This window comes from Leifsonia sp. TF02-11 (assembly GCF_017565305.1).
Taxonomy (GTDB): domain Bacteria; phylum Actinomycetota; class Actinomycetes; order Actinomycetales; family Microbacteriaceae; genus Leifsonia.
In genome coordinates, this window is record NZ_JAGEKP010000003.1 from 136,729 (window position 1) to 150,580 (window position 13,852).

Annotated in this window: 15 protein-coding genes; 4 read left to right on the plus strand and 11 right to left on the minus strand. The window is 70.9% G+C overall.

The window, feature by feature from the left end; genetic code table 11:
* Positions 1-55 precede the first annotated feature (55 nt).
* The 4 genes from JNB50_RS02750 to JNB50_RS02765 all read left to right on the plus strand — a co-directional run bounded on the left by JNB50_RS02750 (position 56) and on the right by JNB50_RS02765 (position 3,712).
* Positions 56-1,174, plus strand: coding sequence for a sugar ABC transporter substrate-binding protein (locus JNB50_RS02750; RefSeq protein WP_208038580.1), 1,119 nt, complete (start codon positions 56-58; stop codon positions 1,172-1,174).
* A gap of 146 nt (positions 1,175-1,320) precedes the next feature.
* Entirely contained in the window at positions 1,321-2,187 is an 867-nt protein-coding gene (locus JNB50_RS02755) for an ATP-binding cassette domain-containing protein (RefSeq protein ID WP_243767988.1), read from the plus strand.
* Positions 2,184-3,437: a sugar ABC transporter permease gene (locus JNB50_RS02760; protein WP_208038581.1), complete on the plus strand. Its 1,254-nt coding sequence runs from the start codon at positions 2,184-2,186 to the stop codon at positions 3,435-3,437. Before JNB50_RS02755 ends, JNB50_RS02760 begins: the two co-directional genes overlap by 4 nt.
* Positions 3,438-3,475: 38 nt before the next feature.
* Entirely contained in the window at positions 3,476-3,712 is a 237-nt protein-coding gene (locus JNB50_RS02765; RefSeq protein WP_208038582.1) for a hypothetical protein, read from the plus strand.
* 72 nt (positions 3,713-3,784) lie between these two features.
* Here the strand turns inward: JNB50_RS02765 and hemL are convergent, their stop codons facing one another.
* The 11 genes from hemL to hemE form a co-directional block, all read right to left on the minus strand.
* On the minus strand, positions 3,785-5,170 hold the full coding sequence (gene hemL / locus JNB50_RS02770; protein WP_374222243.1) for a glutamate-1-semialdehyde 2,1-aminomutase: 1,386 nt from the start codon (positions 5,168-5,170) through the stop codon (positions 3,785-3,787).
* Entirely contained in the window at positions 5,167-6,138 is a 972-nt protein-coding gene (hemB, locus tag JNB50_RS02775; protein WP_208039147.1) for a porphobilinogen synthase, read from the minus strand. Before hemB ends, hemL begins: the two co-directional genes overlap by 4 nt.
* Before the next feature lie 130 nt (positions 6,139-6,268).
* The gene (locus JNB50_RS02780) at positions 6,269-7,057 is read right to left on the minus strand and encodes a uroporphyrinogen-III synthase (RefSeq protein WP_208038583.1); all 789 of its coding nucleotides are present in this window, start codon (positions 7,055-7,057) and stop codon (positions 6,269-6,271) included.
* Complete coding sequence (gene hemC / locus JNB50_RS02785) at positions 7,054-8,055, minus strand: hydroxymethylbilane synthase (RefSeq protein ID WP_208038584.1); 1,002 nt, start codon at positions 8,053-8,055, stop codon at positions 7,054-7,056. Before hemC ends, JNB50_RS02780 begins: the two co-directional genes overlap by 4 nt.
* Positions 8,052-9,233: a ferrochelatase gene (locus JNB50_RS02790; protein WP_208038585.1), complete on the minus strand. Its 1,182-nt coding sequence runs from the start codon at positions 9,231-9,233 to the stop codon at positions 8,052-8,054. Before JNB50_RS02790 ends, hemC begins: the two co-directional genes overlap by 4 nt.
* The gene (gene hemQ, locus JNB50_RS02795; protein WP_208038586.1) at positions 9,230-9,964 is read right to left on the minus strand and encodes a hydrogen peroxide-dependent heme synthase; all 735 of its coding nucleotides are present in this window, start codon (positions 9,962-9,964) and stop codon (positions 9,230-9,232) included. Before hemQ ends, JNB50_RS02790 begins: the two co-directional genes overlap by 4 nt.
* Positions 9,965-10,037: 73 nt before the next feature.
* The gene (locus JNB50_RS02800; RefSeq protein WP_208038587.1) at positions 10,038-10,253 is read right to left on the minus strand and encodes a DUF3618 domain-containing protein; all 216 of its coding nucleotides are present in this window, start codon (positions 10,251-10,253) and stop codon (positions 10,038-10,040) included.
* Positions 10,243-10,653, minus strand: a complete 411-nt coding sequence (locus tag JNB50_RS02805; RefSeq protein ID WP_208038588.1) for a phage holin family protein — start codon at positions 10,651-10,653, stop codon at positions 10,243-10,245. Before JNB50_RS02805 ends, JNB50_RS02800 begins: the two co-directional genes overlap by 11 nt.
* 35 nt (positions 10,654-10,688) lie before the next feature.
* Positions 10,689-11,018 carry a hypothetical protein gene (locus JNB50_RS02810; RefSeq protein ID WP_208039198.1) on the minus strand — a complete coding sequence of 110 codons (330 nt, stop codon included), beginning with the start codon at positions 11,016-11,018 and terminating at the stop codon, positions 10,689-10,691.
* A gap of 7 nt (positions 11,019-11,025) precedes the next feature.
* Positions 11,026-12,639: a protoporphyrinogen oxidase gene (hemG, locus tag JNB50_RS02815; protein ID WP_208038589.1), complete on the minus strand. Its 1,614-nt coding sequence runs from the start codon at positions 12,637-12,639 to the stop codon at positions 11,026-11,028.
* Positions 12,636-13,808, minus strand: coding sequence for a uroporphyrinogen decarboxylase (hemE, locus tag JNB50_RS02820; protein WP_208038590.1), 1,173 nt, complete (start codon positions 13,806-13,808; stop codon positions 12,636-12,638). Before hemE ends, hemG begins: the two co-directional genes overlap by 4 nt.
* Positions 13,809-13,852 lie beyond the last annotated feature (44 nt).

The following is a 13,852-nucleotide window of genomic DNA, read 5'->3' on the forward strand; positions in this document are numbered from 1 at the left end:
CTGACACACTCAACCCAGCCGCCAACGACGGCGGCTTCGAATCGGAGGTTTTTCAATGAAGATCGCCACCAAGAGAGCGGTCATCGCGGCCGCCGCGATCGTGGCCACAGCCCTCACCCTCACAGCGTGTTCGAACGGTTCCGGCAACTCCTCGACGAACAACGCCTCGGGCGCGGCGAATGCCAAGATCGGTCTCCTCCTCCCCGACTCGGTCACTGCTCGGTACGAATCGGCCGACAAGCCGTTCTTCGAGGCGAAGGTCAAGTCGCTCTGCTCGGGCTGCCAGGTCCTCTACGCGAACGCGGACGGCGACGCCAGCAAGCAGCAGCAGCAGGCGGAGTCCATGCTGACCCAGGGCGTCAAGGTCCTGGTCCTCGACCCGTTCGACGGTGAGGCCGCCGCGTCGATCGTCGGAGAGGCCAAAGCGAAGAACATCCCGGTCATCTCCTACGACCGCCTCATCAACAGCCCCGACCTCAACTACTACATCTCGTTCGACAACGAGAAGGTCGGCAAGCTGCAGGCCCAGGCGCTCGTCGACAAGCTGAAGAAGGACAACGTGCCCGCGGGCAGCGGCATCCTGATGGTCAACGGCTCGCCGACCGACAACAACGCGACCCTCTTCAAGAAGGGCGCGCACAGCGTCATCGACTCCAGCGGCTTCAAGGTGCTCGCCGAGTTCGACACACCGGGATGGGACCCCGCCAAGGCCCAGGACTGGGTGTCCGGCCAGGTCTCGCAGTTCAAGGACCAGATCAAGGGCGTCTACGCGGCGAACGACGGCACCGGCGGCGGCGCGATCGCGGCCATGAAGGCGGCCAACGTCAGCCCGCTCCCGCCGGTCACCGGTCAGGACGCCGAGCTCGCGGGCATCCAGCGGATCCTCGCCGGCGACCAGTACATGACGGTCTACAAGGCGCTCCAGCCCGAAGCCGAGCAGGCGGCCACGCTCGCCGTCGCTCTGACGAAGGGCCAGAAGCCGTCCGAGCAGACCACCGAGGTCTCGACGGCCGGCGGCGCGAAGATCGCGTCCATCCTGCTCAACCCGGTCGCCGTGACGACGGACAACATCGAGTCCACGGTCGTGAAGGACAACTTCTACGGCCCCGACTCCGCCGCCAAGATCTGCACCGCGGACTACAAGGCGGACTGCGACAAGTACGGCATCAAGTAACCACGAGAGCACCATCCACCCGGCCTGGGGTGGCGGACATCCGCCATCCCGGGCCGGGTGGTTCCGCCATACAGTTAGCCCAGAAGCACGTGAACGATCGCGCAGCGTGATCGATAGCGTCAGGCCCGAAGGAGTACGCCGTGACGATGGAATCCGCGGTCACCGACCAGGAACGGTCCAGCAGAGAGCCCGTCCTCTCGCTCCGAGGAATCTCGAAGGGGTTCGGTGCCGTCCAGGCGCTCACCGACATCCATCTCGAGGTCTACCCCGGTGAAGTGGTCGCCCTCGTGGGCGACAACGGAGCGGGCAAGTCCACCCTGGTGAAGATCCTGGCCGGCGTGCACCCGCAGGACGCCGGCACCATCACTTTCGATGGCCAGGACGTCAGCATCCCCTCCCCCGCCGCCTCCCGTCAGCTCGGCATCGCCACCGTGTTCCAGGACCTCGCGCTCTGCGACAACCTCGACGTGGTCTCCAACCTGTTCCTCGGCCGTGAGATCACGCACGGCACCCTCGACGAAGAGGAGATGGAGAAGCGCTCGTGGAGCCTGCTCCGCCAGCTATCCGCACGTATCCCGTCGGTACGGATCGCTGTCGCGTCGCTGTCGGGCGGCCAGCGCCAGACCGTCGCCATCGCCCGCTCGCTGATCGGCGAGCCGCGCGTGGTCATCCTCGACGAGCCAACGGCCGCACTCGGCGTGGCACAGACCGCGGAAGTCCTCAACCTCATCGAGCGCCTGCGCGAGCGGGGGCTCGGCGTCATCCTCATCAGCCACAACATGGCCGATGTGCAGGCGGTCGCAGACCGGGTCGCCGTGCTGCGCCTCGGCCGCAACAACGGGGACTTCCGGGTTCCCGACGTCAGCTACGAAGAGATCATCTCGGCCATCACCGGCGCGACGGACAATGTCGTCTCACAGCGCGCAGAACGCATCGAGGAGCGTGTCGAATTGATCGAGCACGGTGACCACGCCGCGGGCACCGAGAGCACCGAAGGGAAGCAGGACCGATGACCAAGGCACCCGAGACTCCGGCTCAGCTCGCGGCAGACCTGCAGGACGAGCGCCTCATCCGCGACCAGGGCCTCGGCGGCGCCGTCCGCGCCTTCGGGCGTCGGGTGCGCGGAGGCGACCTCGGCTCCCTGCCGGTCGTCGTCGGCCTCATCGTGATCTGGGTGGTCTTCCAGATCCTGAACCCCGCCTTCCTCAGCGCGAACAACCTGGTCAATCTCACCCTGCAGTGCGCGGCCATCGGCACGATCTCCATCGGCATCGTGCTCGTGCTGCTGCTCGGCCAGATCGACCTGTCGGTCGGGTCGGTGAGCGGCGTCGCCGCGGCCATCCTCGGCGTCGGCTTCACTCAGCTGCACTGGCCGCTGGCGGTCACGGTCATCGTGGCGATCCTCGCTGGATCCGTGATCGGCCTGCTCTACGGTCTGCTCTTCACCCGGTTCGGCGTGCCGAGCTTCGTGATCACCCTGGCCGGCCTCCTGGGCTTCCTCGGCGTCCAGCTCTGGATCCTCGGACCGAACAGCTCGATCAACATCCCCTACGACTCGTGGATCGTGAAGTTCGCGCAGCAGACCTTCCTCCCGCCGTGGGCGGCGTACGCGCTGGCCGTGATCGCCGCGGGCGGGATGTTCTGGTCCGACTGGCGCCGGAACGTCCGACGCCGCCGGGCCGGGCTGTCCGAGGGATCGATGGCCGTCGTGCTCGTCAAGGCCGTGCTGCTGCTCATCGGACTGTGCATCGCCGTCTGGTACCTCTCGACCGACCGAGGCACCGGTGCGATGTTCCTGTTCTTCGTGGTCCTCGTCATCGTGATGAACTTCTTCCTCACCCGCACCAAGTGGGGCCGCTCGGTCTTCGCGGTCGGCGGCTCGGTCGAGGCCGCACGCCGCGCCGGTATCAAGGTGAACCGGATCTTCATCAGCGTGTTCATCCTGTGTTCGACCTTCGCGGCGGTCGGGGGACTGCTCGCGGCAGCCCGGCTCGCATCCGTGGGAGCCGGTTCCGGTGGCACCGACACGAACCTCAACGCCATCGCGGCGGCGGTCATCGGCGGGACGAGCCTCTTCGGCGGACGTGGATCGGCGTGGTCGGCACTGCTCGGCATCCTGGTCATCCAGTCGATCTCCAACGGCCTGACGCTGCTGAACCTCGACTCGTCGTACCGCTTCATGATCACGGGCGCCGTGCTGCTGCTCGCGGTCATCATCGACTCGCTGTCCCGCCGCTCGCGCGAATCGCACGGGCAGGCTTAGCGGCCGGCGACGCAGGGCGGGTGTGAGAAGGTGGACCGGTGACCCGAACCACCACCTTCCACGCCCGTCTTCTGCGGTCCGGCGTCGACCCGCAGACGGTGACGGTGCGGGCATCGTCGGACGTGCCTCCGCGCACGCTGCGGCGCGCCGCGGGAGGCGGCGGCCAGCTGAACTTCGACGTGTACGCCCTGCTCGACGCCGACGGCTGGCCGTCGGCCGCGACCTACACGTACGTCGAGTCGCTCTCGCGCGAGCCCTCCGCCGCCGACGAGTGACGTTCCTCCCGCCGAGGGGCACGTTGTTGTCCCCCTCGGCGTCCGAGGGGGACAACAACGTGCCCCTCGAGGTCAGGCGGGGGTGGCGGAGGCGGCAGCGGCGGCGCGAGCGGCGGCCGGGAGCGCCTGGAGGATGCGGTCGATGGCCGCGTCGTCGTGAGCGGCCGTGACGAACCAGGCCTCGAACACGCTCGGCGGCAGGGACACCCCGGCGTCGAGCATGGCGTGGAAGAACGGGCGGTACCGGAAGGCCTCCTGCGACTGAACCTCGGCATACGTGCGCGGCGCCGAGGCGAAGTCGCCGAAGACGAAGCTGAACAGGTTGCCGGCGCGCTGCACGCGGTGGGCGACGCCCTCCGCCGCGAGCGCGTCCGAAACGGCGCCCGAGAGCGTGTCGGCCACCACGTCGAGCCGGTCGTAGACCGCCTCGTCGGCGTTCGCCAGCGTGGCAAGGCCCGCGGCCACCGCAACCGGATTGCCCGACAGCGTGCCCGCCTGGTACACCGGCCCGGTCGGCGCGAGGAAGTCCATGAGGTCGGCGCGACCGCCGACCGCCGCCAGCGGCATGCCGCCGCCGATGACCTTGCCGAACGTGACGAGATCCGGCGTGTAGCCGCGGTCGAGACCCCAGTAGCCGGCATCGCTCACCCGGAACCCGGTCAGCACCTCGTCGAGGATGAGCAAGGCGCCGTACTCGTGCGCGAGGTCGGTCAGCGCGGCGTTGAAGCCGTCGTCCGGTGCGACGACGCCCATGTTCGCCGCGGCGGCCTCGGTGATGACGGCCGCGATATCCGGCCCGTTCGCCTCGAAGGCGGCACGCACGGCGTCGAGGTCGTTGTACGGGAGCACGAGGGTCTGCGCGGCCGTCGCCTCGGTGACGCCCGCCGAACCGGGCAGCGACAGCGTAGCGAGACCGGAGCCGGCCTCGGCGAGGAGGCTGTCGGAGTGGCCGTGGTAGTGCCCGGCGAACTTGATCAGCAGCGGGCGGCCGGTGTAGCCGCGCGCCAGCCGGATGGCGGTCATCGTCGCCTCGGTCCCCGTCGACACCAGCCGCAGCTTGTCGACGAACGGGACGCGGGCGAGCACGGCCTCCGCGAGCTCGGTCTCCGCCGGTGTGGACGCACCGAACGAGAGGCCGCGCGCCACGGCCTCCTGAACCGCCGAGACGACCGCGGGATGGGCATGGCCGAGGATCGCCGGCCCCCACGACGCGACCAGGTCGACGTACTCACGGCCCTGGGCGTCCACGATGTAGGGGCCGCGCGCCGACACCATGAAGCGCGGCGTGCCGCCGACCGAGCGGAACGCCCGCACCGGAGAGTTGACGCCGCCCGGGATCACGCGCTGCGCTCGCTCGAACTGCACGAGGTTCACGTCGCCGATCGCGGCGCCGTCGGCCAGGCCCTGCAGGTCCTGCGTGTCGCCGGTGGGACGGTGTTCGGTGTGGAAGTCGTTCATCGCAGCCATCCCGCGACCTCGGTCGCCCAGTAGGTGAGCACGGCGTCGGCGCCCGCGCGTCGCGCTCCGATCAAGGTCTCTTCGATGACGCGCTCGCGGTCGATCCAGCCGTTCGCCGCGGCGGCCTCCACCATCGCGTACTCGCCGGAGACCTGATAGGCCCAGACCGGCACGTCGCTGATGGCGGCGACGTCGCTGAGCACGTCGAGGTAGCTCAGGGCGGGCTTCACCATGAGGATGTCCGCGCCCTCTTCGAGGTCGAGGCGCGCCTCGCGCAGGCCCTCGCGGCGGTTCGCCGGGTCCTGCTGGTAGGCGCGGCGGTCGCCGGACAGCTGCGAGTCCACCGCCTCCCGGAACGGGCCGTAGAACCCGGAGGCGTACTTCGCGGCGTACGCGAGGATGACCACGTCACTGCGGCCCGCCGCGTCGAGTGCATCGCGGACGGCGGCCACCTGGCCGTCCATCATGCCGCTCAGGCCGAGCAGCTGCGACCCGGCCTCGGCCTGCGCGATCGCCATGTCGCGATACCGCAGAAGCGTCGCGTCGTTGTCGACCTGGCCGTCGCCGTCGAGAACGCCGCAGTGGCCGTGGTCGGTGAACTCGTCGAGACACAGGTCGGTCTGCACGACGAGGGCGTCGCCGACCTCGTCGACGAGCGCACGCGTCGCGACGTTGAGGATGCCGTTCGGGTCGGTGGCGGCGCTGCCGACGGCGTCCCTGCTCTGCGGCACGCCGAAGAGCATGACCCCGCCGACTCCGGCCTCTGCGGCCTCCACGGCCGCGCGCTTCAGGGAATCGAGACTGTGCTGCACGACTCCCGGCATCGATGCGATCGGCTGGGGCGCGGATGCGCCCTCGCGCACGAACAGCGGGAGGATCAGCTCGGCCGGGTGGAGGCGGGTCTCGGCGGTCAGACGGCGCAGGGCGGACGACTGCCGGAGCCGTCGCGGCCGCACAACGGGATGCAACTCACTCACTCTCCCCAGCCTACGCCCGCGGCGCTGTGTGCCCGCCGCACGCCGTCAGCCATCGCTTCCTCACTTTCTCCCGCCCCCGCACGGCGTGTCGCGGGAGGAAGTGAGGAACTGCGGGCCGGGGTCAGGGGGTGGGGCGGGAGGTGGCGGCCGCGGCGACGGCCTCGATGAGGGAGGCGGCCGTGCGCTCCTCCGCGATGACGTCCACCCGCAGCCCGTACTCGCGGGCGTCGCGCGCGGTCTGCGGCCCGATGGCCGCGACCAGGGTCGTCTCCGGAATGGGGCCGAGCTGCAGCTGCACCTGCTCGGCGACGGAGCCGCTGGTGACGAGGATCGCCTGCACGAGCCCGTCGCGCACGTCGGCGACGATGTTCTCCGGCACCGGGATGCCGACGGTGCGGTAGGCCACGACCGACTCGACCTGGTGCCCGATGCGACGCAGCCCCTCGGTCAGGAGGGGCTTGGCGATCTCGGAACGCAGGGTGAGGATCCGCAGCGGCACGACGCCCTCGGTGGCGGCCTCCCACTCCTCGAGGAGCCCGCGCGCGGAGTTGTCCTCGGCGGGAACGAGGTCGACGGCGTACCCGGCCGCGACCAGAGCGGCGGCGGTGGTCTCGCCGACGGCCGCGATCCGGGTGGTCGGCGGCACGACCGCACGGGCCGCGCTCAGCACGTCGACGGTCGTCGCGCTGGTGACGGTGACCCAGTCGAACCCGCCGTCGGCGAGGCGGGCGAGGGCGGCCTCCAGAGCGGGGGCATCCGCGGTCGGTGCGAAGTTGATCATCGCCGCGACGACAGGGGTAGCGCCCTTCGCGCGCAGGTCGGCGGCGACGGAGTCGCCCCACGGACCGCCCCGCGGCACGAGAACGCGCCAACCGGCGAGCGGCTTCGGGGTGGGAGACGTGGAGGTCATCGTGCGCCCCCGAGTGGAGCAAGGTCGGCGGCCCCCGCGGCGAGCAGTTCGGCCACCACGCGCGCGCCGACGTCTCTGGCCGCCTCGTCGAGGTCGGCGGTGCCGAACGAGTCGGGGGTGGCGGCGTGGGACGCGGTCAGCCGCTCGGACCCGTCGGGTCGGTAGACCGTCGCCGTGAGGAAGAGCAGCCCGTCGTCGACGAGGGCCGAGGCGCCGATGGGTGCGGCGCAGCCGGCCTCCAGGCCGGCGAGCACGGCACGCTCGGCGGTCGCGCAAGCGTGGGTGGTGGCGTGGTCGACGGCCTTCAACGCACGGGCGACGTCGCCGCGCCCGGTCTGCTCACCCTCGCGGACCTCCAGTGCCAGTGCACCCTGGCCGGGTGCGGTCGGGACCTGTGACAGGGCGAAGAAGTCGGTCGCGGCCTCCGACCGGCCGAGCCGGCCGAGACCCGCCGCGGCCAGGACCACGGCGTCGAGGTCGCCCTCCGCCACCCTGCCGAGCCGGGTGTCCACATTGCCGCGGATGTCGACGACATCGAGGTCCGGTCGCGCGGATTTCAGCTGGGCGACGCGGCGCGGCGATCCGGTGCCGACCTTCGCGCCATCGGGCAGCGTCTCGAGCGTCCAGCCCTCGCGGGCGCACAGTGCGTCGCGCGCGTCGGCCCGCTTAGGTACGGCGCCGATGACGAGTCCGGGGGCCGCAGCGGTCGGGAGGTCTTTGAGCGAATGCACGAGGAGGTCGCACTCGTCGGCCAGCAGCGCCTCCCGCAGCGCGGTGGCGAAGACGCCGGTTCCGCCCAGCTCGGACAGCGACTCCCGCGAGGTGTCGCCGTGCGTCGTGACGGTCACGAGCTCGACGTCGAGACCGGTCGCCCGCGCGATCGACTCGGCGACGGCGCGGGTCTGAGCGACCGCGAGCGCGCTTCCGCGGGTGCCGATGCGCAGCACGCCGTCCCGTCGGTCAGCTCGGCCCTCGGCCAGGGTCACCGAGCCGGTCACGGCGCGAGCCCCGCGGCGGCCGGTTTGAAGCCCAAGCGCACGTTCTCGCAGCACCCCGGTCGGCACACGTCGTACCAGGGACCGAGCGAGGTCATCGCCGGGCGCTGGTCGACCGGTACGCCGTCACGCCGCTCGAGGACGAGATCCACGAGGCCCTGCACGTACCGTGCGTGCGTACCGGGGGTCGGAACGCGGACGGCGACGAGGCCGTTCTCCTCGCTGGTCTCCATCGCCTCGTTGTCGAGGTCCCAGAGCACCTCCATGTGATCGCTCACGAAACCGAGCGGCACGATGATGACGGCCTTCACGCCGAGTGCCGGCAGCTCCGCGATGCGGTCGTTGATGTCGGGCTCCAGCCACGGCATCGAGGGCGGGCCGGAACGGGACTGGTAGACCAGATCCCACCCGATGGTGCCGCCGGTCGCCGCCTGCGAGACGACCTCGGCGACGGCCAGGTGCTGCGCCGCGTAGGCGCCGCCCTCTCCGAAGCCACGCTCGGCCGGCCCCGACTTGGCCGCGTCGGTGGACGGGATCGAGTGCGTCGAGTAGAGGATGCGGATCTCGGTCGCCGGGTCGATGCCCGGGACCTTCTCCTCCACCTCGGCGACGGCGTTCTTCACGCCCTCGATGAACGGCTCGACGAAGCCGGGGTGGTCGAAGAACTGACGCACCTTGTCGATCTGGATCGTGCCCTCCAGCCCGGTCTCCTCCAGCACGCGGGCGAAGTCCTCGCGATACTGGCGGCAGCTCGAGTACGAGGAGTACGCGCTCGTGGCGATCGCGATGATGCGGGTGAAGCCGCGCTCCTCCGCCTCGCGCAGTGCGTCCTCGAGGTACGGGTCCCAGTTGCGGTTGCCCCACAGCACCGGCAGGTCGATGCCGCGCGAAGCGAGCTCGGCCTCCAGCGCCGCCTTGAGCTCCCGGTTCTGGTCGTTGATGGGGCTCACCCCGCCGAAGTGGCGGTAGTGGTGCGCCACCTCCTCGAGTCGCTCCTCGGGGATGCCGCGGCCGCGGGTCACGTTGCGGAGGAAGGGGATGACGTCATCCTGGCCCTCCGGACCGCCGAATCCGGCGAGCAGGATCGCGTCGTAGGCGACCGGCTCCGTGACGTGCTCGGGGCCGGAGGCGGCGGCAGGAGTCGCGCCCAGCACGCGCGGGGCGGCTTCGGTTCCCGTCACTGGAGGACCTCCACGACCTCGGCGGGCTCGATGCGCCGGCCCGTGAAGAACGGCACTTCCTCACGCACGTGACGGCGGGCCTCGGTGTAGCGGAGCTCGCGCATGACATCCACGAGGTCGGTCAGCTCGTCGGCCTCCAGCGGGAGGATCCACTCGTAGTCGCCGAGCGCGAACGACGCGACAGTGTTGGCGAGGACCCCGCGGAACGCAGCACCCTTGCGGCCGTGCTCGGCGAGCATCTGCGCCCGCTCCTCGTCCGGAAGCAGGTACCACTCGTAGCTGCGGACGAACGGGTAGACGCACAGCCACCCCTTCGGCTCCTTGCCGCGCAGGAACCCCGGTACGTGCGACCGGTTGAACTCGGCGTCGCGGTGCACGCCCATGGCGTTCCAGGTGGGCAGCAACGCCTTGAGGAGCTGGGTGCGGCGCAGTTGGCGGAGTCCCCACTGCAGCGCCTCGGCCTCCGGGCCGTGCAGCCAGATCATGATGTCGGCGTCGGCGCGGAGCCCGCTCACGTCGTACAGTCCGCGGGTGGTGACGTCGTGCAGCTCGAGGTCGGCGATCACGCCTTCGAGCTCCTGCACCGCGCGGGGGACGTCGGTGCCGTCGAGGTCGTCGGGACGCGCCGGGTCACGGCGCAGCACAGCCCACAGGGTGAATCCGCTGGGGCTTTCGGGGGCGTCTTGTTCGGGGGAGGTCGACTCTGCCGGAGCGGCAGCCGGGGTACTCATACCGACAGTCTCCCTCGCAAACCTGTGAAGGCAAAAACGCCTCGGCGGCCCCAGACCCCGATCGCCCTGGTCCTCAGCGGCGGACCGCCGCCACGATCCCCCAGACGGCTCCGCCCACGGCGACGGCCACACCGACCGCGAGCCCGACGAGGGCGAGCGGATTGTCGTCGCGAAGCCTCTGCACACGTTCGGCCGTGCGTTTGGGCACGTTCAGCTTGTAGGTGATGGCGTCGACGGTGGCGGCCAGCTCGGCGCGTGCGCGTTCGACGTCGCTGCGGTCAGTCGTCATACCTGCCCAGCCCCTTCACTGCGTCGATGTCGGACTTGACGCTCGCGATCGTCTCCGTCGGAGCAACCCCGTTCATCCGCTTGAGCGACGAGATGCCGATCAGGACGAGGACGGCGGCGATGATCAGGAGGGCGCCGAAGACGATGAGTGCGGCGGCCCATCCGGGGAGCACGACCGCGAGCCCGAGGATCGCTGCCGCGACGAGCACCCCGAGCGCGAAGAACAGGAACGCGGCAGCACCGACGAAGAGCCCTATGCCGATGCCGGCATATTTCGCCTTCTCGGCGAACTCCGCGCGGAGGTGGGCCAGCTCGGCCTTCAGCAGCTCGATGAGCAGCCGCGGCAGGGCCGTGATCAACTCACCCAGCGATTGGGATCCGGCCCGCTCTCGATCGGTCATCCGCTCACCTGCCCCTTCGGACGCGACGACATCCGCTACTCCTGGGAATCATCCCGCGTCTGATCATCCCGTGCTTGGGGCACGACGGCCACCCCCGACGACCCCGGATCCGGCAGGCGCGACTCGCGACGACGCTCGTTCGCGCGCACGACAGTCTTCTTGACCGTGAGGTAGACGGCCTCGGGGATCTCGCCGACCTTCTCGGCCACGAAGTCCTCGACGGCGTTCACCTGCTTCTGCACCCCCGGCGACTCCCAGACCTTGAGTGCGGCCGACTTCATCTGCTCGTACCGTTTGCGCCCGGCGCGCGTGCCGAGCACGTAGCCCACCGCCGCTCCCGTCACGAAGAGAAGCTTTCCCCGCATCCGTTCCTCACCTCTCCAGGTCGTCGGTCAGTGATTTCCAGCGTAGACCCCGTGCCCGCTCCGCCACCCGGCGTGCGTCCGGGATGACGGATGCCAGCCCGGTGCCGGTCAGCCAGGAGCCGGTCACTTCGACGCCCTCGATGTTCTCGACTTCGTCGCGGACGCGCGTGATGCGTTCCCGCTGCCCCACTGTCGCATAGGGAAGCGCGTTCGTCCAGGGGGTCCGGGCGAATGCGGAGACATCGGATGCCTCGAGCGGAATATTCAGGAGCGCTGCGGCGTCGGCGACCGCGCGCTCGCGCAGTTCGGCATCGCTCAGCCCGAGAGACTCGGCCGGGCGGCCCGCGCGCCCGTACGACAGCCGGACCACGTGCCGTCCGGCTCCCGCGGCCTCCGCCACCCATGCCCACTTCGCGCTCGAGTGCGTCATCGCCTTGGCGCCGACGCCGGAGGCCTCGTCGTCGGCGACGAGCACGCCGGTGCCCACGGGTGCTGCGCCGACACGGTCGTCGGTGAGCACCAGGGTCACGAGCTCCACGCTCGATGCGGCCGGCCAGTCGAGAGCGGCGAGCTCGGCCAGGCCGGCGTCGACACCCGGCAGAAGGGCCAGCGCCGCGTCGGCGGGCGCGGTCACGACGAGGACGTCGGCGTCCAGGGTCGAACCGTCCGCGAGGCGAAGCGTCCAGCGGGCGGGACGCTCGTCGGCGCGAGCGGTCTCCTCCTCTGCCGCCGCGTCGGGTGCGGCGTCGTCGTCCAGACCCGCGAGAGCCTCCTCGACAGCGGCCGCGGCGAGCTCATCGGGGTCGGGCGCCACCCACGGCGCCACCGCGACGACGGCGGCGTCCGTGCGGATCGTGCCGCCTCGGGCGACGATGTCGTCGGCGAGCGCCGCCGGCAGTCTCCACATCCCACCGCGGATGCCCTGCACGGCGCTGCCCGCCTTGGCGGACGACCGCAGCTCGCCCACCGCACCGGAGAGGGAGCCGAGCCGGGTCAGGGCGGAGTTGAGCCCCGGCGCGACGACGTCGACGTCGAGGTCGTCCGGGTTCGCCGAGTAGACGCCGGTGACGACGGGCGACACCAGTTCGTCGAGGACCTTCGAGCCCATCCGCTTGCGGACGAGCGTGCCGAGACGGCGCTCCGTGCCGATCTTGAGCACCGGCATCAGCCGATCGAGGTAGGCGCGGAGCGCGCCGCCCCAGCCGATGGCCGCGACGACGTCGCTGGCCAGCGGCGAACTCGGGATGCCGAGCAGACCGGCTTTCGGCAGCGGGACGCTGCGCGTGCCGTTCCGGACCCAGGCGCCAGCGGGGTTGGGGGTGACGATCTCCTCGGTGAGATCGAGGTCCTCCAGCAGGGCGGCGACGTGGCCGCCGCGCGTCGCGAAACTCTCGGCCCCTGCGTCGAGCGTCAGCCCGTCGAGCTCCAGCGGCGCGACGGAGCCGCCGACGCGGCCGGAGGCCTCCAGAACGGTGACCTCGAAGCCCGGCCGAGCGCACTCCCGCGCGACCACCAGTCCGGAGACGCCTCCGCCGACGACGGCGATGCGCGTGGCTGGCGCCTCGACGGCGTGGCGGACCTCCGCAGCGAGGGCGTCGTGATCGAGATGCTCCGCGGTCACGGCCGCCACCCGTGGACGAGCTCGACCACACGGGTCAGGACGGCGGGATCGGTCTCGGGCGGGACGCCGTGGCCGAGGTTCAGGATGTGGGCCGGGGCTTCGCGCCCCCGCTCCAGCACGTCCACGACGTGCGCGGACAGCACCTCCCACGGCGCATCCAGCATCGCCGGGTCGACGTTGCCCTGCACCGGCACGACGTGACCGAGCCTGCGCGCGGCTTCGTCGAGCGGCGTGCGGTAGTCGACCCCGACGGTGTCGGCGCCCACGTCGTGCATCGCGTTGAGCAGCTCGCCGGTGCCGACCCCGAAATGCACGATCGGCACGTTGCGCACCAGTGGCTCGTCGATCACGGGCGTCGCGGCAGCGTCGGTCGTCTCGGCAGCCTCAGCAGAAGCCTCCGGTCGGGCCACCTCGTACGTCAGGTCGCGCACATGCGAGAGTGCCCGCGCCGACGCAGGGGCCACGTGCTCGACGTAGTCGCGGAGCGAGAGCGAACCCGCCCACGAGTCGAAGAGCTGGGCCGCGCTCGCGCCGGCGAGCAGCTGCGCGCGGAGGAAGGCGCCAGTGACGTCGGCGCTCCACGCCATGAGCCGCGCCCACGCCTCCGGGTCGGCGTGCATCATCGTGCGAGCTCGGATGTGATCCTTCGACGGGCCACCCTCGACGAGGTACGCCGCCAGCGTGAACGGGGCTCCGGCGAATCCGATGAGCGGTGTGCTCGCCAGCTCCGCCGTCGTGAGCCGCACGGCCTCGGCGATCGGCGCGAAGGTCGCCGCGTCGAACGACGCCGGGTCGACCTCCTCCAGCCGCGCGACGTCGGCTGCGGTGCGCACCGGCTGCTCGAAGACGGGGCCGCGACCGGGCTGGATCTCCACGGCGACGCCGGCGAGCTTGAGCGGCACGACGATGTCGCTGAAGAAGATGCCGGCATCGACGCCGTGCCTGCGCACCGGCTGCAGGGTGATCTCGCTGGCCATCGCCGGATCGAGGCACGCGTCGAGCATGCGGGTGCCGACCCGGAGTTCGCGGTACTCCGGCAGCGAACGGCCGGCCTGGCGCATGAACCAGACGGGGACGACCTCCTGCCGCTCGCCCTGATAGGAGCGCACGAGGCGGCTGTCGGCGGTGAGGCCTGCGGAGAGCGGGTGGGACGGGTCGAGGGAGGTCACCCGTCCATTCTTCCAGGCACGAATCTGCCAATCCTCCGGGAATC

What these genes read in the sequence shown, in the direction of transcription:
- JNB50_RS02750 (WP_208038580.1), top strand. Translation starts at nt 56, where the DNA reads ATGAAGATCGCCACCAAGAGAGCGGTCATCGCGGCCGCCGCGATCGTG.
- JNB50_RS02755 (WP_243767988.1), top strand. Translation starts at nt 1,321, where the DNA reads ATGGAATCCGCGGTCACCGACCAGGAACGGTCCAGCAGAGAGCCCGTC.
- JNB50_RS02760 (WP_208038581.1), top strand. Translation starts at nt 2,184, where the DNA reads ATGACCAAGGCACCCGAGACTCCGGCTCAGCTCGCGGCAGACCTGCAG.
- hemL (WP_374222243.1), bottom strand. Translation starts at nt 5,170, where the DNA reads ATGAACGACTTCCACACCGAACACCGTCCCACCGGCGACACGCAGGAC.
- JNB50_RS02780 (WP_208038583.1), bottom strand. Translation starts at nt 7,057, where the DNA reads ATGACCTCCACGTCTCCCACCCCGAAGCCGCTCGCCGGTTGGCGCGTT.
- hemQ (WP_208038586.1), bottom strand. Translation starts at nt 9,964, where the DNA reads ATGAGTACCCCGGCTGCCGCTCCGGCAGAGTCGACCTCCCCCGAACAA.
- JNB50_RS02800 (WP_208038587.1), bottom strand. Translation starts at nt 10,253, where the DNA reads ATGACGACTGACCGCAGCGACGTCGAACGCGCACGCGCCGAGCTGGCC.
- JNB50_RS02805 (WP_208038588.1), bottom strand. Translation starts at nt 10,653, where the DNA reads ATGACCGATCGAGAGCGGGCCGGATCCCAATCGCTGGGTGAGTTGATC.
- JNB50_RS02810 (WP_208039198.1), bottom strand. Translation starts at nt 11,018, where the DNA reads ATGCGGGGAAAGCTTCTCTTCGTGACGGGAGCGGCGGTGGGCTACGTG.